21 protein-coding genes are annotated in these 22,694 nt (G+C 56.9%); 11 read left to right on the top strand and 10 right to left on the bottom strand.

What is annotated here, in order from left to right:
• The 7 genes from ftsQ (at position 1) to mutT (ending at position 8,361) form a co-directional block, all read left to right on the top strand.
• Positions 1-831, top strand: coding sequence for a cell division protein FtsQ (gene ftsQ / locus ACLH1I_RS15045; protein WP_004204342.1), 831 nt, complete (start codon positions 1-3; stop codon positions 829-831).
• Positions 828-2,090, top strand: a complete 1,263-nt coding sequence (ftsA, locus tag ACLH1I_RS15040) for a cell division protein FtsA (protein ID WP_004204343.1) — start codon at positions 828-830, stop codon at positions 2,088-2,090. Before ftsQ ends, ftsA begins: the two co-directional genes overlap by 4 nt.
• Positions 2,091-2,152: 62 nt before the next feature.
• Entirely contained in the window at positions 2,153-3,304 is a 1,152-nt protein-coding gene (ftsZ, locus tag ACLH1I_RS15035; RefSeq protein ID WP_002888628.1) for a cell division protein FtsZ, read from the top strand.
• Positions 3,305-3,404: 100 nt separating this feature from the next.
• On the top strand, positions 3,405-4,322 hold the full coding sequence (gene lpxC, locus ACLH1I_RS15030; RefSeq protein ID WP_002888632.1) for a UDP-3-O-acyl-N-acetylglucosamine deacetylase: 918 nt from the start codon (positions 3,405-3,407) through the stop codon (positions 4,320-4,322).
• Between the two features lie 323 nt (positions 4,323-4,645).
• Complete coding sequence (gene secM / locus ACLH1I_RS15025) at positions 4,646-5,143, top strand: secA translation cis-regulator SecM (RefSeq protein ID WP_004204345.1); 498 nt, start codon at positions 4,646-4,648, stop codon at positions 5,141-5,143.
• Positions 5,144-5,205: 62 nt separating this feature from the next.
• A complete protein-coding gene (gene secA / locus ACLH1I_RS15020; RefSeq protein WP_004204346.1) occupies positions 5,206-7,911 on the top strand; it encodes a preprotein translocase subunit SecA in 2,706 nt (901 codons plus the stop codon).
• A 57-nt stretch (positions 7,912-7,968) separates the two neighbouring features.
• Positions 7,969-8,361: an 8-oxo-dGTP diphosphatase MutT gene (mutT, locus tag ACLH1I_RS15015; RefSeq protein ID WP_017901183.1), complete on the top strand. Its 393-nt coding sequence runs from the start codon at positions 7,969-7,971 to the stop codon at positions 8,359-8,361.
• 52 nt (positions 8,362-8,413) lie between these two features.
• Here mutT and yacG read toward each other — a convergent pair whose 3' ends face one another.
• The 3 genes from yacG to coaE are packed head-to-tail and all read right to left on the bottom strand — an operon-like array spanning position 8,414 to position 9,981.
• Positions 8,414-8,608, bottom strand: a complete 195-nt coding sequence (yacG, locus tag ACLH1I_RS15010) for a DNA gyrase inhibitor YacG (protein WP_004204348.1) — start codon at positions 8,606-8,608, stop codon at positions 8,414-8,416.
• 9 nt (positions 8,609-8,617) lie between these two features.
• Entirely contained in the window at positions 8,618-9,361 is a 744-nt protein-coding gene (zapD, locus tag ACLH1I_RS15005; RefSeq protein ID WP_017901182.1) for a cell division protein ZapD, read from the bottom strand.
• Positions 9,361-9,981 carry a dephospho-CoA kinase gene (gene coaE / locus ACLH1I_RS15000; protein ID WP_017901181.1) on the bottom strand — a complete coding sequence of 207 codons (621 nt, stop codon included), beginning with the start codon at positions 9,979-9,981 and terminating at the stop codon, positions 9,361-9,363. The genes zapD and coaE overlap by 1 nt, the downstream gene beginning before the upstream one ends.
• 343 nt (positions 9,982-10,324) lie before the next feature.
• Here coaE and ACLH1I_RS14995 point away from each other — a divergent pair, with 343 nt between their 5' ends.
• The gene (locus ACLH1I_RS14995) at positions 10,325-11,368 is read left to right on the top strand and encodes a GMP reductase (RefSeq protein WP_017901180.1); all 1,044 of its coding nucleotides are present in this window, start codon (positions 10,325-10,327) and stop codon (positions 11,366-11,368) included.
• Positions 11,369-11,404: 36 nt separating this feature from the next.
• On the opposite strand, the gene hofC is transcribed toward ACLH1I_RS14995, so the two are convergent.
• The 4 genes from hofC to nadC form a co-directional block, all read right to left on the bottom strand.
• A complete protein-coding gene (gene hofC / locus ACLH1I_RS14990; protein WP_017901179.1) occupies positions 11,405-12,610 on the bottom strand; it encodes a protein transport protein HofC in 1,206 nt (401 codons plus the stop codon).
• Positions 12,600-13,985, bottom strand: a complete 1,386-nt coding sequence (gene gspE, locus ACLH1I_RS14985) for a type II secretion system protein GspE (protein WP_080936185.1) — start codon at positions 13,983-13,985, stop codon at positions 12,600-12,602. Before gspE ends, hofC begins: the two co-directional genes overlap by 11 nt.
• Before the next feature lie 10 nt (positions 13,986-13,995).
• Positions 13,996-14,427: a prepilin peptidase-dependent pilin gene (gene ppdD, locus ACLH1I_RS14980; RefSeq protein ID WP_004204358.1), complete on the bottom strand. Its 432-nt coding sequence runs from the start codon at positions 14,425-14,427 to the stop codon at positions 13,996-13,998.
• A 180-nt stretch (positions 14,428-14,607) separates the two neighbouring features.
• A complete protein-coding gene (gene nadC, locus ACLH1I_RS14975; protein WP_017901176.1) occupies positions 14,608-15,501 on the bottom strand; it encodes a carboxylating nicotinate-nucleotide diphosphorylase in 894 nt (297 codons plus the stop codon).
• Positions 15,502-15,634: 133 nt separating this feature from the next.
• On the opposite strand from nadC, the gene ampD reads away from it, so the two are divergent.
• Positions 15,635-16,198 (top strand): 1,6-anhydro-N-acetylmuramyl-L-alanine amidase AmpD, encoded by a 564-nt coding sequence (ampD, locus tag ACLH1I_RS14970; protein ID WP_023319732.1) that lies wholly within the window; start codon positions 15,635-15,637, stop codon positions 16,196-16,198.
• Positions 16,195-17,049, top strand: a complete 855-nt coding sequence (gene ampE, locus ACLH1I_RS14965; protein ID WP_004204361.1) for a beta-lactamase regulator AmpE — start codon at positions 16,195-16,197, stop codon at positions 17,047-17,049. Before ampD ends, ampE begins: the two co-directional genes overlap by 4 nt.
• 223 nt (positions 17,050-17,272) lie before the next feature.
• On the opposite strand, the gene ACLH1I_RS14960 is transcribed toward ampE, so the two are convergent.
• The 3 genes from ACLH1I_RS14960 to aroP form a co-directional block, all read right to left on the bottom strand.
• Positions 17,273-18,223, bottom strand: a complete 951-nt coding sequence (locus ACLH1I_RS14960; protein ID WP_017901174.1) for a family 43 glycosylhydrolase — start codon at positions 18,221-18,223, stop codon at positions 17,273-17,275.
• A complete protein-coding gene (locus ACLH1I_RS14955) occupies positions 18,223-19,629 on the bottom strand; it encodes a glycoside-pentoside-hexuronide (GPH):cation symporter (protein ID WP_151629147.1) in 1,407 nt (468 codons plus the stop codon). The genes ACLH1I_RS14960 and ACLH1I_RS14955 overlap by 1 nt, the downstream gene beginning before the upstream one ends.
• 185 nt (positions 19,630-19,814) lie before the next feature.
• Entirely contained in the window at positions 19,815-21,185 is a 1,371-nt protein-coding gene (aroP, locus tag ACLH1I_RS14950; protein ID WP_151629149.1) for an aromatic amino acid transporter AroP, read from the bottom strand.
• 644 nt (positions 21,186-21,829) lie between these two features.
• Between aroP and pdhR the strand changes: the two genes are divergently transcribed.
• Positions 21,830-22,609, top strand: coding sequence for a pyruvate dehydrogenase complex transcriptional repressor PdhR (gene pdhR, locus ACLH1I_RS14945; protein WP_002888699.1), 780 nt, complete (start codon positions 21,830-21,832; stop codon positions 22,607-22,609).
• Positions 22,610-22,694: the final 85 nt, after the last annotated feature.

The following is a 22,694-nucleotide window of genomic DNA, read 5'->3' as shown; positions in this document are numbered from 1 at the left end:
ATGTCGCAGGCTGCGCTGAATACGCGGAACCATGAAGAGGACGTTTCTTCTTCGCGTCGGAGTAATGGAACGCGGCTGGCAGGGATCGTTTTCCTGCTGGCGGTGCTGTTTACCGTGCTGGTCAGCGGGTGGATGGTTCTTGGCTGGATGGAGGACGCGCAGCGTTTACCGCTGTCGAAGATGGTGGTGACCGGCGAGCGTCACTATACGCGCAATGATGACATCCGCCAGGCGATCCTGGCGCTGGGTTCGCCGGGCACCTTTATGACTCAGGACGTGAACATCATTCAGAGTCAGATTGAACGTCTGCCGTGGATTAAGCAGGCGAGCGTCCGAAAGCAGTGGCCCGATGAATTGAAGATTCATCTGGTTGAATATGTGCCGATTGCGCGCTGGAATGATCAACATATGGTGGATGCAGAGGGAAATGCCTTCAGCGTGCCGGCGGATCGCACCAGCAAACAGAATTTACCGATGTTATACGGCCCGGAAGGCAGCGAGAACGAAGTGCTGCAAGGGTATCGTGACATGGGGCAGGTGCTGGCAAAGGATAAATTCACGTTGAAAGTGGCGGCGATGACCGCCCGTCGCTCCTGGCAGTTGACGCTTAATAATGACATTAAGCTCAACCTTGGTCGTGGCGACACCATGAAACGGCTTCAGCGCTTTATGGAACTCTACCCGGTTCTTCAGCAGCAGGCGCAGACCGACGGCAAACGGATTAGCTACGTTGATTTGCGTTATGACTCGGGTGCGGCAGTGGGCTGGGTACCTGCTCCCGCAGAGGAAACTAATCAACAACAGAATCAGGCACAGGCAGAACAACAATGATCAAGGCGACGGACAGAAAACTGGTAGTTGGACTGGAGATTGGCACCGCCAAGGTGGCCGCTTTAGTAGGGGAAGTTCTGCCCGACGGCATGATTAATATCATCGGCGTGGGCAGTTGCCCATCGCGTGGTATGGATAAAGGCGGTGTGAACGACCTCGAGTCGGTGGTGAAATGCGTACAGCGCGCCATCGACCAGGCCGAACTGATGGCGGATTGCCAGATTTCATCAGTTTATTTGGCTCTTTCGGGTAAACATATAAGCTGTCAGAATGAAATCGGGATGGTACCGATTTCGGAAGAAGAAGTGACGCTGGACGACGTCGAAAACGTGGTCCATACCGCGAAGTCGGTTCGCGTCCGCGATGAGCATCGCGTCCTGCACGTGATTCCGCAGGAATACGCCATTGACTACCAGGAAGGGATTAAAAACCCGGTTGGGCTGTCCGGCGTGCGCATGCAGGCGAAGGTGCATCTGATTACCTGCCATAACGATATGGCGAAAAACATTGTTAAAGCGGTGGAACGTTGTGGTCTGAAAGTTGACCAACTTATTTTCGCCGGTTTAGCGGCCAGTTATTCCGTATTAACAGAAGACGAACGTGAGCTGGGCGTCTGCGTGGTGGATATTGGTGGTGGTACAATGGATATCGCCGTCTATACCGGCGGCGCGCTGCGTCACACCAAAGTGATCCCGTACGCGGGCAACGTGGTGACCAGCGATATCGCCTATGCCTTCGGGACGCCGCCGAGCGACGCCGAAGCCATCAAGGTTCGTCACGGTTGCGCATTGGGTTCCATCGTCGGTAAAGACGAAAACGTCGAAGTACCGAGCGTAGGCGGACGGCCGCCGCGTAGCCTGCAACGTCAGACGCTGGCTGAGGTGATTGAACCGCGCTATACCGAACTGCTTAATCTGGTCAATGAAGAGATCCTGCAGCTGCAGGAACAGCTCCGCCAGCAGGGGGTGAAACACCATCTGGCGGCGGGGATTGTGTTAACCGGCGGCGCGGCGCAAATTGAAGGTCTGGCGGCCTGTGCGCAGCGCGTGTTCCATACCCAGGTGCGCATTGGCGCGCCGCTGAACATCACCGGTTTAACGGACTATGCCCAGGAGCCGTATTATTCGACGGCGGTGGGGCTGCTGCACTACGGAAAAGAGTCACATCTGAGTGGTGAAGCGGAAGTCGAAAAACGCGTGACGGCGTCGGTGGGCTCGTGGATTAAGCGACTCAACAGCTGGCTGCGAAAAGAGTTTTAATTTTTTAAGAGAACGCAGACAATTAGCGTTCTCAGGCGACAGGCACAAGACGGAGAGAAACTATGTTTGAACCTATGGAACTGACCAACGACGCGGTGATTAAAGTCATCGGCGTCGGTGGCGGCGGCGGTAATGCCGTTGAACACATGGTGCGCGAGCGCATTGAGGGTGTTGAATTCTTCGCGGTAAACACCGATGCGCAGGCGCTGCGTAAAACGGCTGTTGGCCAGACTATCCAGATCGGTAGCGGTATTACCAAAGGTCTGGGCGCTGGCGCGAACCCGGAAGTCGGCCGTAATGCGGCGGACGAAGACCGTGAAGCGCTGCGTGCGGCCCTTGATGGCGCAGACATGGTGTTCATCGCGGCAGGCATGGGCGGCGGTACCGGTACCGGCGCGGCGCCTGTTGTTGCCGAAGTGGCTAAGGATCTGGGGATCCTCACCGTTGCGGTGGTCACTAAGCCGTTTAATTTTGAAGGTAAGAAGCGCATGGCGTTTGCTGAGCAGGGGATCACCGAGCTGTCCAAGCACGTTGACTCACTGATCACCATCCCAAACGACAAGCTGCTGAAAGTACTTGGCCGCGGTATTTCTCTGCTTGACGCGTTCGGCGCGGCAAACGACGTCCTCAAAGGCGCGGTGCAGGGTATCGCTGAACTGATCACCCGTCCGGGTCTGATGAACGTTGACTTCGCGGACGTCCGTACCGTGATGTCTGAAATGGGCTACGCGATGATGGGCTCCGGCGTGGCGAGCGGTGAAGACCGTGCGGAAGAAGCGGCTGAAATGGCCATCTCTTCTCCGCTGCTGGAAGATATCGACCTGTCCGGTGCGCGCGGCGTGCTGGTTAACATCACCGCGGGCTTCGACCTGCGTCTGGATGAGTTCGAAACCGTGGGTAACACTATCCGCGCATTTGCCTCGGATAACGCCACCGTGGTTATCGGTACCTCTCTGGACCCGGATATGAACGACGAACTGCGCGTCACCGTAGTGGCGACCGGTATCGGCATGGACAAGCGTCCGGAAATTACCCTGGTGACCAACAAACAGGTTCAGCAGCCGGTGATGGATCGCTACCAGCAGCACGGTATGTCCCCGCTGACGCAAGAGCAGAAGCCGGCGGCAAAAGTGGTGAACGACAATACGCCGCAAACCGCGAAAGAGCCGGATTATCTGGATATCCCAGCCTTCCTGCGTAAGCAAGCCGATTAAGAATCGACTGGAAGTTGGGCATCTGCGCTCTTTGTGCTAAACTGGCCTCCCGATAGTGGTGTACACTTCGGTTGGATAGGTAAATTGGCGAGATTATACGATGATCAAACAAAGGACTCTTAAACGTATCGTTCAGGCGACTGGTGTCGGTTTGCATACCGGCAAGAAAGTCACACTGACGTTACGCCCTGCGCCGGCAAATACCGGGGTCATCTATCGTCGCACCGACTTGAATCCACCGGTAGATTTTCCGGCTGATGCCAAATCTGTGCGTGATACCATGCTCTGTACTTGCCTGGTTAATGAGCATGACGTGCGGATTTCTACGGTTGAACACCTGAACGCCGCATTGGCTGGCCTGGGTATCGACAACATTATTGTTGAAGTCGATGCACCGGAAATCCCGATTATGGACGGCAGTGCGGCTCCGTTCGTTTATCTGTTGCTGGACGCCGGCATCGATGAACTGAACTGCGCCAAGAAATTTGTACGTATCAAAGAGACGGTTCGCGTCGAAGATGGCGACAAATGGGCTGAATTCAAACCGTACAATGGTTTTTCGCTGGACTTCACCATCGATTTTAACCATCCGGCGATTGATGCCAGCACCCAGCGCTATACGCTGAACTTCTCGGCCGATGCGTTCATGCGTCAGATTAGCCGTGCGCGTACCTTCGGTTTCATGCGCGATATCGAATATCTGCAGTCCCGTGGCCTGTGCCTGGGCGGCAGCTTCGATTGTGCCATCGTTGTTGACGATTATCGCGTACTGAACGAAGACGGTCTGCGCTTTGAAGACGAATTTGTTCGCCACAAAATGCTGGATGCGATCGGTGACCTGTTTATGTGTGGTCACAACATTATCGGCGCATTCACGGCGTACAAATCGGGTCACGCGTTGAACAACAAACTGCTGCAGGCTGTTCTGGCAAAACAGGAAGCCTGGGAGTATGTGACCTTCGAAGACGACGCAAAATTGCCAATGGCGTTCCGCGCACCGTCGATGGTTCTGGCGTAAGCCTGACCATTCAGTAAATTCGACTGGTAACCTGGTACTCTCTCCGACCAGGGAACCAGTCGTTTTTCTTTTATAGCCTCTTCCCGTTATTTTTCGCTGCGATCGCTGGGTAATAATTAGCGCGCGTTCGCTGCTTTATTAAGCGTTTTCCCCGGGCAACGGCCTTCATTCATGCTGCCTCAGCGCGCTATTAATGTTAGTATTTGAGCGCAAAATTATTTCTCCGGGTTGCTTTACCCCGTGGACATCAGGTTGTCCTGCGAAAAACGTCAATAAAGAGACAGCCTGAACGACGACGGGTATACCAAAGAAAGGTAATGAACGTGAGTGGATTGCTGACGCGCTGGCGACAGTTTGGCAGACGGTATTTTTGGCCGCATCTCCTGTTGGGGATGGTCGCGGCCAGCCTCGGCCTGCCTGCGCTAAGCAACGGCCATGAGACCGCGACGCCAGCAAAGGCGACCGCCAGCAACCACAACCCGAGTAAAGTTAATTTCTCCCAGCTGGCGCTGCTGGAGACGAATCGCCGGCCCAACTTTACCGTCGACTACTGGCATCAGCATGCCATTCGCACCGTTATTCGTCATCTCTCTTTCGCCATGGCGCCGCAGGCGTTGCCGGTGGCGGAAGAAGCGTCTCCGCTGCAGGCGCAGCATCTGGCGCTGCTCGACACGCTCAGCGCGCTGCTGACGCAGGACAGTACGCCGCCTGTAGTGATCCGCCAGGCGGTGTATATCCCTTCCTCATATTCTGCCTTCCGCGTCAGCGCCTGGATAAGCCAGGTGGCGGGGATCCGTGCAGGGCCTCAACGTCTCAGCTGAAAATAACCACGGACCATCCTATTTTTTGTGACTCCGCACCGCGGGGCGTTTGAGATTTTATTATGCTTATTAAAATGTTAACTAAGGTTTTCGGCAGCCGTAACGACCGTACGCTGCGTCGTATGCGCAAAGTCGTCAATATCATCAACGGTATGGAACCGGCGATGGAAAAACTCTCTGATGACGAGCTGAAAGCGAAAACCGCTGAATTCCGCGCGCGCCTGGAAAAAGGCGAAGTGCTGGAAAACCTGATCCCTGAAGCGTTCGCCGTCGTTCGCGAAGCCAGTAAGCGTGTGTTCGGCATGCGCCACTTCGACGTCCAGCTGCTGGGCGGTATGGTGCTTAACGATCGCTGCATCGCCGAGATGCGTACCGGTGAAGGTAAAACCCTGACCGCGACCCTGCCGGCCTACCTCAATGCGCTGACCGGCAAAGGCGTTCACGTGGTGACCGTCAACGACTATCTGGCGCAGCGTGACGCCGAAAATAACCGCCCGCTGTTTGAATTCCTCGGCATGACGGTTGGCATCAACATGTCCGGCCTGCCGGCGCCGGCGAAGCGTGAAGCCTACGCTGCCGATATCACCTATGGCACCAACAACGAATACGGCTTCGACTACCTGCGCGACAACATGGCCTTCAGCCCGGAAGAGCGCGTTCAGCGTAAACTGCACTATGCGCTGGTGGATGAGGTGGACTCCATCCTGATCGATGAGGCGCGTACGCCGCTGATCATTTCCGGCCCGGCGGAAGACAGCTCTGAAATGTACCGTAAGGTCAACAAGATCATTCCGCACCTGATCCGTCAGGAAAAAGAAGATTCGGACACCTTCACCGGCGAAGGCCACTTCTCGGTGGATGAAAAAGCGCGTCAGGTTAACCTGACCGAACGTGGTCTGGTGCTGATTGAAGAGCTGCTGGTACAGGAAGGCATTATGGATGAAGGTGAGTCCCTGTACTCCCCGACCAACATTATGCTGATGCACCACGTCACCGCCGCGCTGCGCGCCCATGCGCTGTTCACCCGCGACGTTGACTACATTGTTAAAGATGGCGAAGTTATCATCGTCGATGAGCACACTGGTCGTACAATGCAGGGCCGCCGCTGGTCCGATGGTCTGCACCAGGCCGTTGAGGCCAAAGAGGGCGTGGAGATCCAGAACGAGAACCAGACCCTGGCCTCTATCACCTTCCAGAACTATTTCCGTCTGTATGAGAAACTGGCGGGGATGACCGGTACCGCCGATACTGAAGCCTTTGAATTCAGCTCTATCTATAAGCTGGATACCGTGGTCGTGCCGACCAACCGTCCGATGATCCGTAAAGACATGGCGGATCTGGTCTATATGACCGAAGCGGAAAAAATTCAGGCGATTATCGAAGATATCAAAACCCGTACCGCAGCCGGTCAGCCGGTGTTGGTGGGGACAATCTCGATCGAAAAATCGGAAGTGGTTTCCCGTGAGCTGACCAAAGCCGGCATTAAGCACAACGTTCTGAACGCCAAGTTCCATGCCAGCGAAGCGGATATCGTCGCTCAGGCAGGCTATCCTTCCGCGGTGACCATCGCTACCAACATGGCGGGCCGTGGTACCGATATTATGCTCGGCGGTAGCTGGCAGGCGGAAGTCGCGGCGCTGGAAAATCCAACGCCTGAGCAGATTGAAAAAATCAAAGCCGACTGGCAGGTGCGCCACGATGCGGTACTGGCCGCAGGCGGCCTGCACATTATCGGTACCGAGCGTCATGAATCACGCCGTATCGATAACCAGCTGCGCGGCCGTGCCGGTCGTCAGGGGGATGCCGGTTCTTCCCGCTTCTACCTGTCGATGGAAGACGCCCTGATGCGTATCTTCGCCTCCGATCGCGTTTCCGGCATGATGCGTAAACTGGGGATGAAACCCGGCGAAGCCATTGAGCACCCGTGGGTCACCAAGGCTATCGCCAACGCGCAGCGTAAAGTCGAGAGCCGTAACTTCGATATTCGTAAGCAGTTGCTGGAATACGATGATGTGGCCAACGACCAGCGCCGGGCAATTTACACCCAGCGTAACGAACTGCTGGACGTGTCTGACGTCAGCGAAACCATCAACAGCATCCGCGAAGACGTGTTTAAGGCGACTATCGATGCCCATATTCCGCCGCAGTCGCTAGAGGAGATGTGGGATATCGAAGGCCTGCAGGAGCGTCTGAAAAACGACTTCGACCTCGACCTGCCAATCAAAGAGTGGCTGGATAAAGAGCCGGAGCTGCATGAAGAGACCCTGCGCGAACGTATTCTGCAGAGCGCGGTAGAGACCTACCAGCGTAAAGAAGAAGTGGTCGGCGCTGAAATGATGCGCCACTTCGAGAAAGGCGTGATGCTCCAGACTCTGGATTCACTGTGGAAAGAACATCTGGCGGCGATGGACTACCTGCGCCAGGGTATCCACCTGCGCGGCTATGCGCAGAAAGATCCGAAGCAGGAGTACAAGCGCGAATCGTTCTCTATGTTTGCCGCGATGCTGGAGTCACTGAAGTATGAAGTGATCAGCACCCTGAGCAAAGTGCAGGTGCGGATGCCGGAAGAAGTCGAGGCGATGGAGCAGCAACGTCGTGAAGAGGCCGAGCGCCTGGCGCAGATGCAGCAGCTCAGCCATCAGAGCGATGATGAAGCCGCTGCACAGGATCTGGCGGCACAAACCGGCGAACGTAAAGTGGGGCGTAACGATCCTTGCCCGTGCGGTTCCGGTAAAAAATACAAACAGTGCCATGGCCGTCTGAGCTAAGGGCTGATAAAAAAACAAAGGCGCAGAGTTCTGCGCCTTTTTTATGGAGCTGATTCAATGAAAAAACTGCAAATCGCCGTAGGGATAATTCGCAATCCAGAAGGCGACATCTTTATTACCCAGCGCGCCGCGGATGCCCATATGGCGAATAAGCTGGAGTTCCCGGGCGGTAAGATTGAATCTGATGAAACGCCGGAGCAGGCGTTGATCCGCGAGCTGCAGGAAGAGGTGGGAATTACGGCCACTACCTTTTCACTATTTGATAAGCTGGAGTATCAGTTCCCCGATCGCCACATTACGCTGTGGTTTTTCCTCGTGGAAAGCTGGGAAGGCGAGCCCTGGGGTAAAGAGGGGCAGCCGGGACAGTGGATGACGCGGCAGGCGCTGGATCCGGAAGCGTTTCCCCCGGCGAATGAACCGGTTATCCGCAAACTTATCGCCCAGGGCTGAACCCCAGGTTGGGAGGCTAACCCAACTGGCGTTGGGTTAGCGTGCCGTCAAATCAGGGCTGCTGTTCGCTCCAGTCATCGCTGTCGGAGAGATCGCCCGCGCTGGGGATGCGCTTCTCCTCTGCTGCCCATTCTCCCAAATCGATCAGCTGGCAGCGTTTGCTGCAAAATGGACGATAGGGGCTTTGTTCGCCCCATACCACGTTTTTGCCGCAGGTCGGACAATTGACGATAGTCTCTTCTGACATGTTATCTCCTTAACAGCAGGCCAGTTCAAAATCAAAGCGCTCCGGCACGATCCCATACTCACTGTCCAGCGGCAGGAAGCGGATGGCGAAACGGCTCTTATGGCCAGAGATCTGCGGATAAAGCTGGTGGGCCAGATCGAGACGCAGGCGCAGCAGATCGGCATCTTCGCCATTATCCTGATAAAAGCCATTGAGGCTGGTCTGTTTGCGAAACTGTCCGGAGTTACGAATCAGATCGAGGATCAGGCTCAGGGACTGGACCAATGGATCGAGGCTGGCAAGCCAGCTGGCCACCTGCTCGTCACGATGCGCCTGCGGCATATGGAGCCAGATATGCAGGGTCGGTAAATCGAAGCTGCAGCAGCCGCCAGGGATACTCAGGCGCTGGCGCACTAGCGCAATCAGGCGATCTTCACGCAGAAACTGACCAATGCGCGGCGCGGCCATCAGGGTGCTGGAAGACTGCTTGAGCTGCTGGCGCAGCGCGTTAATGCGCTCCTGATCGACTCCCGGCACTTCTGCCCAGGACTGGAGCTTACGCTGCTGGCGCTCCAGCTCTTTGACCAGATCGGTACGCACCTCGCCGCGCTCCAGGACATCCAGCAGATCGCCGGCGTTACGGAAAAAATGGAGCGCATCGGCATGGCTGGCAATCATCGGATGGAAAGCCATCTGCTGGATCAGAAATTCGATGCGCAGCCAGGTGCGCATTTTCTCATTAAGAGGATGTTCAAACAGAACGGGGGTATGCATTACGAGTTTTCCTGTGAGGCGGCCTGCAATGCCAGCGTTAAGTACTTTTCGTGCAGGCGGGCAACATCCGATGCCACTGCATCCGGCGTGCCAGTGTTTTCAATAACATCGTCCGCGACGGCCAGGCGCTGCTCGCGCGTGGCCTGGGCGGCAAGAATATGTTCAGCATGTTCGCGGCTGACCTTATCGCGCAGCATGGTGCGTTCGATTTGCGTCTCTTTTGGCACATCGACGACCAGTACGCGATCGGCCTGGCTGGACAGGCGGTTTTCGACCAGCAAAGGTACGACCCAGAGGAGATAAGGGGAGGTGGCGGCCTGCATCTGGCGGCGCGTTTCCTGCTGAATCAGCGGATGCAACAGCGCGTTGAGCCAGGCTTTTTCCTCCACCTGAGCAAAAATTTTTTCCCGCAGCAGACGGCGGTTTAGCGTGCCGTCGGGGGCAATCATCTGTGGCCCGAAGTGGCCGGCAATGGCCTGGAGCGCCGGGGTGCCGGGTTCGACCACCTGGCGGGCGATAACATCGGCATCGATAACCTTAATCCCGAGCTGCGCGAAGGCGTCGGCGACCGTACTTTTACCGCTGCCAATCCCGCCTGTTAACGCGACTGTGTACCCCATATCTTCTGACCCTGAAACGGATTGCTCGTATTTTTGGTATTCAGACAGCGAGGACGGGCAGTATGCCGGAGAGGCGACAGCGATCTTGTCGTGATGGCCCCGTGCCAGCCGGGAGCGCCGTCCGCTATTCTGTTTCTTTTAATCAAGCAAATCAAATGGTTAAAAATAATGCGCTGGCGGGTGGAGATATAAGCGCTTTTTTCTCCATTCACCAGGTAAATTTATACGATTGTAGCGTAAAAAAAGTGAAAATCGCAGTCTTGCGCGGGCCTGATTCGTGCGTATGATAACGTCACTGGAGTTGTGCTCTCACATTAATGCCATTAACCCCAGGAATTCGCACATGCGTATTGAAGAAGATCTGAAGCTTGGTTTCAAAGACGTTCTTATCCGCCCGAAACGCTCTACCCTCAAAAGCCGTTCTGATGTTGAGCTGGAACGTGAATTCACCTTTAAACATTCAGGCCTGACCTGGTCCGGTGTGCCGATTATTGCGGCTAACATGGACACCGTCGGCACCTTCAGCATGGCGAAAGCGCTGGCCACTTTTGGCATTCTGACGGCAGTACACAAGCACTACACCGCGGAAGAATGGCAGGCGTTTGTCCAGAGCGTATCCGCAGACGTTCTCAAGCATGTGATGGTTTCCACCGGTACTTCCGATGCGGATTTTGATAAAACGCAACAGATCATCTCTCAGAACCCACAGTTGAACTTTGTGTGCATTGACGTCGCCAATGGCTACTCTGAACACTTCGTCCAGTTTGTGGCGAAGGCGCGCGAAGCCTGGCCGCAAAAAACCATTATCGCCGGGAACGTGGTCACCGGTGAAATGTGTGAAGAGCTGATCCTCTCCGGCGCCGATATCGTCAAAGTTGGCATTGGCCCGGGCTCCGTCTGCACCACCCGCGTCAAAACCGGGGTCGGCTACCCGCAGCTCTCCGCCGTGATCGAGTGTGCTGATGCCGCACATGGCCTTGGCGGCCAGATCATCAGCGACGGCGGATGCACCATGCCGGGCGATGTGGCGAAAGCCTTCGGCGGCGGCGCTGATTTCGTGATGCTCGGCGGTATGCTGGCGGGCCACGAAGAGAGCGGCGGGACTGTGGTTGAAGAGAACGGTGAAAAATTCATGCTGTTTTACGGTATGAGCTCCGAATCGGCGATGACCCGCCATGTGGGCGGTGTCGCGAAATACCGCGCGGCGGAAGGGAAAACCGTTAAGCTGCCGCTGCGTGGCCCGGTGGACAATACCGCGCGCGACATTCTCGGCGGCCTGCGCTCTGCCTGCACTTACGTTGGCGCCTCGCGACTGAAAGAGCTGACCAAACGCACCACCTTTATCCGCGTTCAGGAACAAGAGAACCGGGTATTCAATAGCCTGTAACTGGCTGCGCTGGCGCCTGCGCGGTGCCAGCGTTGCTTATCCTCCCGCCCCGCCAATGGCATCGCCCAGATGAAAAACGGGCAAATACATCGCCACCACCAGGATCCCGACCAGCGAGCCGGTTATCACCAGCATCAGGGGTTCCAGATGCGCAGCCAGACTGTCGGCTCGCTGATGGGTCTGCTCACGATGATGATGCGCCAGGTTTTCCAGCATCTGATCCAGTGCCCCCGCGCTTTCCCCCGTGCGGATGAGCTGCAGACACAGCGGTGTAAAACCGCCGCAGCGGCTTAACGCCTGCCAGATCGGATCCCCCTGAACGATCAGCGCGCGGGCCTGCGCCAGGCGCTGGCGCCACAGCGGGCACGACAGGGTCTCTTCAACGCTTTGCAGCCCCTGCAGAAAGCTGATACCGGCGCTTTGGGTTAACGCCAGAACGGTGAATATCAGGCTCAGCTGTTGGCCGCCGATCAGGGGGCCGATGAGAGGGAGTGCGTTAAGCAGCTGCTGGCGACGCAGCAGCCAGTCGGCGCGCTGCCGGACCAGCTGGTTGAGCAGCAGCGGGCTCATCAGAAAGGCCAGCAGTAACGGCCAGCCGCGGCTCAGCATGTCCCCTGCCGCAATAACCATTCGCGTTAATAACGGCAGCGGCGTATTGAACGTCTGGTAGATGGCAGTGAATTCAGGAAGGACAAAATAAAGCATCCCCAGCACCACCAGCAGCGCCAGTGTGAGCACGATCAGCGGGTAGCGCAGCGCCTTCTTGACCTTGCCGGCGAGCCGCTGCTGCTCCTGCTGCTGGTTGGCCAGCTGCTGGCAGCAAATATCGAGCTTGCCCGTCAGTTCGCCAGTGCTAATCATCGCCAGATACAGTGGCGGAAAAGCCTGCGGCCACTGCGCCAGTGCGGCAGAGAAAGTCACGCCCTGGGCCAGTTCGCGGCCCAGCGCCTCAAGCAGCGCCTGCCACTGCCCATGCGGTTGCTGCTGCGCCAGAAGCGATAACCCTTCCGCCAACGGTAGCCCGGCCTGCAGCAGGGTTGCCAACTGGCGGATTGTTTCGCTGCTGTAGCGCGGGTGCCACAGGCTTTGCTTCACCGTACAGCGGCGTATAGCCAGCGGCAGGATGCGCTGCTGCTGGAGGTGATGCAGCACCTCCGGACGACTGGCTTGCCATAGCATCCCCTGACAAGGAGCGCCTTGCGCATCGACGCCTCGCCAGCGCCAGAGACGCTTAGTCGCCATGGGGGATCCCCAGCACCCGCACCACCTCTTCGAGGCTGGTCAAGCCCTGTTCGATAGCCTGACATCCGCTTTCGAAGAGCGTCATCATGCCCGCGGCTCGCGCCAGAGATTCGATCTCAATGGCGTTGAGCCCCTGGACTATCCCCTGACGTAGCCCCGGAGTGACAGGCAAGACCTCGAACAGCGCCAGCCTGCCGTGATACCCGTGATAACAGTGTTCGCAGCCCGCGGCCTGCCAGCGCGGCAGCGAGCGGGGCCACAGACTGTGCGGCAGGTCGGCGGCACTGCCGGCATTGCGCCGGCAGTGGGGGCACAGCTTGCGGACCAGACGCTGGGCGATAACCAGCGAGAGCGCAGAGGAGATCATCCAGCGGGCGATGCCCATTTGCTGCAGGCGGGTAAGGGTTTCGCTGGTGGAATTGGTGTGCAGAGTAGAGAGCACCAGATGACCCGTTTGGGCGGCTTTCAGCGCGATTTCAGCGGTTTCGGCATCGCGGATTTCACCCACCATCACAATATCCGGGTCCTGACGTAACAGGGCGCGCAGTACGCTGTGAAAGGTCAGCCCGGCGCGCGGGTTGATTTGCGTCTGGTTCATCCCGGCGATGGGGATCTCCAGAGGATCCTCGACGCTACAGATGTTCACTTGCTCCCGGTTTCGCGCCTGCAGGGCGCTGTAGAGGGTCACCGTTTTCCCGCTTCCGGTTGGGCCAGTGACCAGCAGCAGCCCCTGCGGCTGATTCAGCGCCTGGCGGAAGGCCGCCAGCTGAGAGGATGAGAGGCCGAGCGCCTCCAGATCCAGCGCCTGGTCAACCTGATGCAGAAGGCGCAGGACAATTTTCTCGCCATAGCGGCAGGGCAGAGTGGCGATGCGAAAGGAGAGCGGCCGTCCGGCGAGGTTCAGCGCGAACTGACCATCCTGCGGCAAACGATGCTCGGCGATATCGAGACTGGCCATCACCTTGAGTCGTGCGATAACCGGCGCGGCCAGCTCGGGCGCCAGCAGCGGCAGGGCGTGTAGCACGCCATCGACACGCAGGCGGATCCGTAAGTGCGTTTCCGTGGGTTCGATATGAATATCGGAGGCCCGCTGACGCAGGGCCTGCTCGAGGATCTGATTGACCCGTTCGGCGATGTTTTCCGGGCCTGCATTTTGCGCCAGCAGCGCCTGCTTTTCCTGGACTTGCAGGCGCTTATCCATCTGCTCCTGGCTCCAGCATTCAATATCGATCCGTTTTTGCGTCGCGAAACGTAGCGCCTCCATTAGCTCCGTCGGCGGGGTATCGACCACCGCAATGGATATCGTCTGCTCATCGCTGTGCAGCAGCAGGGCGTGATGGCGACGACAGAGAGGGAGCAGCTGTTCTGTTTTCATGTTGTCGCCCTCACTTCACGCGGAAGACGTCTTCGCAGGCCTGCTGAAGCGCGCTGTTGTCGGTGATAGTGCAGACCCGCTGCCAGCCGGTGACGCCCTCGGCGTTATCCCAGGTCGGGGTTAGGGTGACGCCCAGTCCGTTGAGACTTTCCTGGCCGGTGAGGGTAACGACCCCTTTTGCCACGCTCATGGCGGAGAGGTAGCGCGTGGTGGTTGGCGAGGGGATGCCATTGCTGCCGCCGTCGCATGTCGTCAGGCCGCCATGATCGAGCGCGCAAAGTTCAATTGCCGTCCGGTAGGGGACAAAGGTCTGCAGCAGATCGGTGAGGGCGGCTTTACGCAGGTAGTTCTGGTAGGCCGGGATGCCGATGGCGCTGAGAATGGCGATGATGCCGATGACCACCATCAGTTCAATCAGGGTAAAACCTCGTTGTTTATCCATAAGTCGCTCCTTGTTGTGACAGAAGCACTGTGACGGGATTCAGGGGGACAGGCTAGGAGACGAAAACGATCCGGGAAACCGGGTTCCAGGGTTTTTAGCGGGATTGCATGGTGAGCAAGAGCGGCTGCGAGTCGGGTCGCAAATTCAGGCCTTCACGCCGGAAACGTGAAGGCCCAATCTTCAGCGAAAACGCATCGACAGGTCGAGCGCCTGCACATGTTTGGTCAGGGCCCCGACGGAGATATAGTCGACCCCGGTGTCGGCAAATTCGCGGATGGTGTCAAAGGTGACGTTGCCGGAGACCTCGAGCGCCGCCTGGCCAGCGGTAATTTTCACCGCCTCGCGCATCAGGTCGGTGGTGAAGTTATCGAGCATAATGATATCGGCCCCGGCTTTTAACGCCTGCTCCAGCTCATCCAGCGTTTCCACTTCCACTTCCACCGGCACATCAGGATGCAGCCAGAACGCCTTTTCCACCGCCTGACGGATCGAGCCGGAGGCGATGATGTGATTTTCTTTAATCAGGAAAGCGTCGAACAGCCCCAGGCGGTGGTTGGCGCCGCCGCCGCAGAGAACCGCGTATTTCAAAGCGGTTCGCAGCCCTGGCAGCGTTTTGCGCGTATCCAGGAGTTGGGTTTTGGTGCCCGCCAGCAGGTCGACATAGCGGCGGACAACGCTGGCGACGCCGGAGAGGGTTTGCACAAAGTTCAGCGCCGTACGTTCGCCAGTGAGCAGAATGCGCGATGGGCCTTCCAGCTCGAACAGGGGTTGATCGGCTTTGACCGCATCGCCATCGGCGACGTGCCAGGTGATATTCACGTCGTCACCGGCGAGCTGAATGAAGACCTCTTCCACCCAGCGTTTACCACAGAAGACGCCATCTTCGCGGGTAATGACCACCGCATGGGAGCGGGCATCCTGCGGCAATAATTGTGCGCTAATATCGTTGCTGGCGTCGACTTCGCCGCCCAAATCTTCCCGCAGGGAGTGTGCGACAGCATCGGTAATATCGAGATTAATACGTTCCAGCAGCACGTCACGGCGGCGGTCGGGGTTGTAACGACGAGGCGACATGATAAAGCTCCAGATAGATAAGATTCAGAAGTGGGAAACATGCTAACCTGAACGACGTTTCAGTACCATACACACTTCATCCTTTGGGCCGGCGTGTGGCCCGGAAGCATGAGTTCGCGAAAGGAGATCCCGCATGCAGTTGAACGAGGGATGGCTGGTCGGCGCGCGGCGGGTTCCCTCGCCGCACCATGACTGCCGTCCGGATGAAGAGGCCCCTTCCTTATTGGTGGTGCATAATATCAGCCTGCCGCCAGGTGAATTTGGTGGTCCATGGATTGACGCGCTGTTCACCGGCACCCTGGATCCTCACGCGCATCCTTTCTTTGCCGAGATCGCTCATCTGCGCGTTTCGGCGCATTGTCTGATTCGCCGTGATGGTGAAATCGTGCAGTATGTGCCTTTCGATAAGCGTGCATGGCATGCGGGTGTCTCCAGCTATCAGGGGCGTGAACGCTGCAATGACTTTTCCATCGGTATAGAGCTGGAAGGCACGGATACCCTGGCGTATACCGATGCGCAGTACCAGCAGCTGGCGGCGGTGACGGATCTGCTTATCGCGATTTATCCTGCCATCGCCGCAAACATCACGGGCCATAGCGATATCGCGCCCGTTCGCAAGACGGACCCGGGACCGGCCTTTGACTGGAAAAAATTTCGTGCGCTGCTCAGCGCGCCGTCCGAAAAGGAGACCTCATGACGCTGTTTACTACGCTGCTGGTGCTTATCGCTGAACGCCTGTTTAAACTGGGCGAACACTGGCAGCTTGATCATCGGCTGGAGGTGGCGTTCCGCCGGATAAAACATTTCTCGTTGCCGGGAACGCTGCTGATGACCCTGGTCGCCGTCGCGGTGGTCTACATTATTCAGCGCTTGCTGCAGGGGCAGCTGTTCAACGTACCGCTGCTGGTGTTCTGGATTTTGCTAGGCCTGCTGTGCATCGGCGCCGGTAAGGTTCGGCTGCACTATCATGCCTATCTGAAAGCGGCGTCGCGCAATGACAGCCGCGCCTGCGATGCGATGGCTAGCGAGCTGACGTTGATACACGGCGTCCCCCCGGGCTGTGATGAGCGCGAGTACCTTAGCGAACTGCAAAATGCGCTGCTATGGATTAACTATCGTTACTACCTGGCGCCACTCTTCTGGTTTGTGGTCGGTGGGGCGTGGGGGCCGCTGACGCTTATCGCCTATAGCGTCCTGCGTGCCTGGCAGACGTGGCTGGCGCGCTACCAGACGCCGCATCATCGTTTGCAGTCCGGAATCGATGGTATCCTGCATATTGTGGACTGGCTGCCGGTGCGTCTGGTGGGGGTTGTCTATGCTCTGGTGGGGCATGGAGAGAAAGCGCTACCGGCGTGGTTTGCATCGTTAGGCGACCGCCATTCGTCGCAGTATCAGGTATTGACCCGCCTGGCGCAGTATTCCCTGGCTCGTGAACCGCACGTGGATAAAGTGGCGACCCCGAAGGCCGCGGTGTCGATGGCCAAGAAAACCTCGCTGGTGGTGGTGGTGATCATGGCGCTGCTGACGATTTACGGCACCCTGGTGTAACGGCCTGCGCTCGTACTCTACCTGCCACGATACCCTCACATCTGGGGCGTTAATTGCCGGATGGCGTTGCGCTTATCCGGCCTGGAGACCCACACTGCGCAGGCCCGGCAAGCAACAGCGGCGCCGGGTTCTATATCAGACGCCGTACCTGGCATGTTGCCGGGCGGCGGTTTCGCCTGACCCGGCCTGGAGAACCCGCGCCAGCGGGCCGCATACCGAACCGCTACAGCGTATCCGCCGGCGGGATGCCGAAGTCGGGCATGCCGTCCTCTCTCCAGCTGACGAGTTTTAGCCGGGTATGACGATTGGGGTCATACAGCGGGTCGCCTTCAATCTCGGTGTAATTCCGCGCGTGGTAGACCAGCACATCTTCCCCCGCCGGCGTTTGGGTAAAACTATTATGGCCCGGGCCATACTGGCGGTTTTCATAGCTGGTCCGGAACACCGGCTGCGGGGCTTTATGCCAGTTTGCCGGCTGCAGCGGATCGGCCTGCCGGTCAATCCAGAGCAACCCCATGCAGTAGTTTTCGTCGGTGGCGCTGGCGGAATAGCTGATGAACAGCTTATCGCCATGCACCAGCACCGCGGGTCCTTCATTGACCTTAAATCCCCGACACTCCCAGTCGAACTCCGGCTTGCTCAGCATGACCGGCTTGCCTTTTAGCGTCCACGGGTTGGCCATTTCAGCGAGATACAGGTTTGAGTTGCCCTCGATATGCGGCGATTTTTGCGCCCACAGGTACCAGCGTTTGCCCTGATGGATAAAGGTGGTGGCATCGAGGGCGAAGGTATCGAAAGGCGTGACCACCTGGCCTTTTTCCTGCCAGCGGCCGGTCAGCGGATCGTGGTCGGCGCACTCGATAACGAACATACGATGCTGGAACATGCCCAGCGCATCCAGATCGTGGGTATGGGTGGCGGCAAAATAGATATACCACTTACCGTCTATCTCATGTAGCTCCGGCGCCCAAATCAGCTGGCTCATCGGCCCGCTTTGCGGTGCGCGCCAGACCACTACCGGCTCCGCATCGCGTAATCCTTCAAGGGTCGCCGCGCGCCGGATCTCCAGCCGGTCGTATTCCGGCACCGAGGCAATAAAGTAGTAGTGATTAAGGTGGCGCAGAATAAAGGGATCTGCGCGCTGTTCAATAAAGGGGTTGGGCCAGTTATTCATCAGGCTTTCCTTACGTGTTCACTGGTTTTCAGTTCCTGGTATTCATTCAGCTCGCTGTAGTTGCTGCGGCGCTTCTCTAAATCGCTCTGGATCTGGCGCATCAGGGTGCGGTCAACTTTCAGCAGGCGCACCACGCCGGCGGTGATCAGGTAGCCGACGCCGGGGATAACCGAGAACAACAGCACGATGCCGTTGAGGGCGGAGGCGCTTTGCGCTTTGGCGCCAGCGTCGTAGCCGTACCATGACAACAGGAATCCGACCATCGCCCCGGCGACCGCCAGGCCGACTTTGAGGAAGAACAGATTGCCGGAGAAGCTAATGCCGGTGATGCGCTTGCCGGTTTTCCACTCGCCGTAGTCGTCAACATCGGACATCAGCGACCAGTGCAGCGGGGAGGGAATCTGATGCAGGATGTTGAGCAGGAAGTAGAGCACCATAATCAGCGTGGTGGCGTGCGGATTAAAGAAATAGAAGGCGCAGGAGAAGATCGCCAGCACGATATTGGTCCAGAAGAAGAGCTGCAGTTTGCACCAGCGGTCGGTGAGGACTTTTGCCAGCATGCTGCCAATCATCATCCCGACCACGCCGAGGCTGATAAACAGAGTGGCAAAATGGGTGCTTTGCCCCATTACCCAGGTGACGTAGTACATGGTGGCGGCCATGCGGATAAAGCCCGGACAGACGTTGCACAGCGTGAGCAGCAGGATGCGTACCCACTGGTCATTTTTCCACACGTCTTTGAGATCTTTTTTCAGTTCATCATTGGTCTGTACCGCCGGGTGGATGCGTTCGCGTACGGTAGCGAAGCAGAACAGGAACATACACATGCCGATGAAGGCCAGCACGGTCATCGCCATCTGATAGCCCTTCGCTTTATCGGCGCCGCCGAACCAGTCGGCCATTGGCAGCAGCGTTAATGACAGCAACAGCGTGGCGATACCCACCATCACGAAACGATAAGACTGGCAGGCAACGCGCTCTTTCGGATCGGCGGTCATCACCGTTCCCAGCGAGCAGTAGGGGATGTTAATCGCGGTATAGGTAATCGACAGCAGAAAGTAGGTGACAAACGCATAGATGACTTTGCTGTTATAGGTCCACTCAGGAGTGGTGAACATCAGGACGCTGAACAGGGCGTAGGGGAAAGCAATCCACAGCAGCCATGGACGAAAGCGGCCATATTTACTGCGGGTGCGGTCGGCGAGGGCGCCCATGATCGGGTCGGTCACCGCATCGATGACGCGCACCGACAGCAGCAGTACGCCCACCAGCGCCGGCGCCAGACCGAAAATATCGGTATAAAAATAGTTAACAAACAGCATGATGGCGCCAAAGATGATATTGCATCCGGCATCCCCCATCCCATAACCAATCTTTTCTTTTATTGAAAGTCTATTGTCTGCCATGTGCGGTCTCTCCGTTGCAGTATGGAGAGAATTATTGGCTGCTATCGAGAGAATTACGTTGCAGGAACGCGTTGACGATATGGATAAAAAAGCTATGGAGGGGAAAGTGTGAAGCAGATAACAATGCTCTGCGCCCGTCATTCAGGGAGGGGGCGCAGAGCAAAGAGAATTATTGATGAGATGTATTATTGTGCTTTTATGGTGGCGGCGGCTTTCTGTTTAAACAGATAGCCCACGCCCAGCACGGCGATCCATACCGGGATCAGCCAAACGGAAATCGCCATCCCCGGGGTCATCAGCATAATTACCAGCACCGCGGCCATAAACAGCAGGCACACCCAGTTACCCAGCGGGTAGAAGAGGGCGGGGAAGCGAGTGGTGACCCCCTGCTGCTGTTTGGCGCGACGGAATTTGATATGCGCGAGGCTGATCATCGCCCAGTTGATCACCAGGGCGGAGACTACCAGCGCCATCAGCAGGCCAAATGCGGATTCCGGCGCCAGGTAGTTGATCAGCACACACAGGGCGGTGACCACGGCGGAGACGAGAATGGTACTCACTGGCACGCCGCGTTTGTCGACGCTGAGCAGCGCTTTCGGTGCGTTCCCCTGCTGGGCAAGACCGAACAGCATACGGCTGTTGCAGTAGACGCAGCTGTTATACACCGACAGGGCCGCCGTCAGCACCACTACGTTGAGGGCGTTTGCCACCAGCGTATCGCCAAGCTCATGGAAAATCAGGACGAACGGACTGGTGTCCGCAGTCACACGCGTCCACGGCAGCAGCGAGAGCAGTACCGCCAGCGAGCCAACATAGAAGATCAGGATACGGTAGATAACCTGGTTAGTGGCTTTCGGGATGCTTTGCTCCGGGTTATCCGCTTCCGCCGCGGTGATACCCACCAGCTCCAGACCGCCGAAGGAGAACATGATGATCGCCATCATCATTACCAGTCCGGTAAAGCCGTGCGGCAGGAACCCGCCTTGATCCCAGAGGTTACGTACTGTCGCCTGCGGGCCGCCGTTACCGCTGAACAGCAGCCAGCCGCCGAACAAAATCATCGCCACAACGGCGACCACTTTGATAATGGCAAACCAGAACTCCATTTCCCCGAACACTTTCACGTTGGTCAGGTTAATGGCGTTGATGGCGATGAAGAAGACCGCCGCTGAGGCCCAGGTTGGGATTTCCGGCCACCAGAACTGGATATATTTGCCGACGGCAGTGAGTTCCGCCATGGCCACCAGGACATACAGCACCCAGTAGTTCCAGCCGGAGGCGAAGCCGGCAAAGCCGCCCCAGTATTTATAAGCAAAGTGGCTAAACGAACCGGCTACCGGCTCTTCCACCACCATTTCGCCCAGCTGACGCATGATCAGAAAGGCGATAAAACCGGCAATCGCGTAACCAAGAATGATACCCGGGCCGGCGGACTGAATGACGGACGCGCTCCCCAGAAACAGGCCGGTGCCGATAGCCCCGCCCAGCGCGATGAGCTGGATGTGGCGGTTTTTCAGGCCGCGCTTCAGCCGATCGCCGTGCTGTTGACCTTCCATATGAAACCTCGTGTGTGATTATTTTTTGTGTACGTCATCCGTCAGGTTGCTGCTTCACTGCTGTCCCTGCCAGAAAGCATAGCCAGCGAAAATTTGGGCGAAGTGGCCCACTTTTTACCTGAGTGATGGCGCGCACATATTGTTGTGTTTGTGTATTTAGCGACTTCCGTTTCTGTATTGTTTTGTTTACGGAAGGCGGTGCGGTAATTCAGAAAAAAGCCTTTCGTCTCAGGGAGAATAGTGGTAAGCGCGTTTGAATGCACCTGCTTTATGAAGGGATGATGACCATGTGTCTAAAAAGACATCAATAGACACATTCTGTATTATTCCGATGCATTGCTTCTTTGTGATTATTTATTCAATTGTATTGTCTTTGTATTCATTTATTGGGTCGTTGAATCGGTTCAGATAGCGTAATTTTTCGTTTCCATTAAGTTAATGCTACCTCTTTATGAGTAAACGTAACATTTGTGCAAGGTTACATTTCTGAAATGTTATTTCTGTAAGGTTGTTAAAATGTCCGTCGTTTACTGATTTCAATCAAAACCTGTATGGACAGAAGGTGAATACTTTGTTACTTTAGCGCTACGAACTTTAAATTGGTAAGACCAATTGACTCCGGGCTAATGGCAGAGACAGGGAATATGGCCTACAGCAAAATCCGCCAACCAAAATTATCCGATGTGATAGAGCAGCAGCTGGAGTTTCTGATCCTTGAGGGGACCTTGCGCCCCGGTGAAAAACTCCCGCCTGAACGCGAACTGGCTAAACAGTTCGACGTTTCCCGCCCCTCGCTGCGTGAGGCGATTCAACGCCTCGAAGCCAAGGGCCTGTTGCTTCGTCGTCAGGGAGGTGGAACGTTTGTTCAGAGCCGCCTGTGGCAGAGCTTCAGCGATCCGCTGGTCGAGCTGCTGTCCGATCACCCTGAATCCCAATTCGATCTGCTTGAGACCCGTCACGCGCTGGAAGGCATTGCGGCTTATTACGCGGCGCTGCGCAGCAATGATGAAGATCGCGACCGTATCCGCGAGCTGCATCAGGCTATTGAGCGGGCTCAGCAGTCGGGCGATCTGGACGCTGAGTCCGGCGCCGTCGTCCAGTACCAAATCGCCGTCACCGAGGCGGCACACAATGTGGTTTTGCTTCATCTGCTAAGGTGTATGGAGCCGATGCTGGCGCAAAACGTGCGTCAGAACTTTGAATTGCTGTATGCCCGCCGGGAAATGCTCCCGTTGGTCAGCAACCATCGCACTCGCATTTTCGAGGCGATAATGGCCGGGGAGCCGGAGCAGGCGCGTGAGGCGTCGCACCGTCACCTGGCGTTCATTGAGGAAATTTTGCTGGACCGTAGCCGTGAGCAGAGTCGTAGAGAACGCTCGCTGCGTCGTTTACAGCAACGAAAGGACGAGAACTCCGGTTCTTAAGCGCCATTTTTAGAGCGCGGCAACTAAACGCAGAACCTGTCTTATTGAATTTTTGGTTGTTCAAAGGTGAAGAACGAAGAGTTCA

The sequence above is a fragment of the Klebsiella sp. 1SOBk10mer genome (assembly GCF_046602535.1).
In the GTDB taxonomy this organism is placed as follows: Bacteria; Pseudomonadota; Gammaproteobacteria; order Enterobacterales; family Enterobacteriaceae; genus Klebsiella; species Klebsiella quasipneumoniae.
This window is presented reverse-complemented; position numbering and strand designations above follow the sequence as displayed.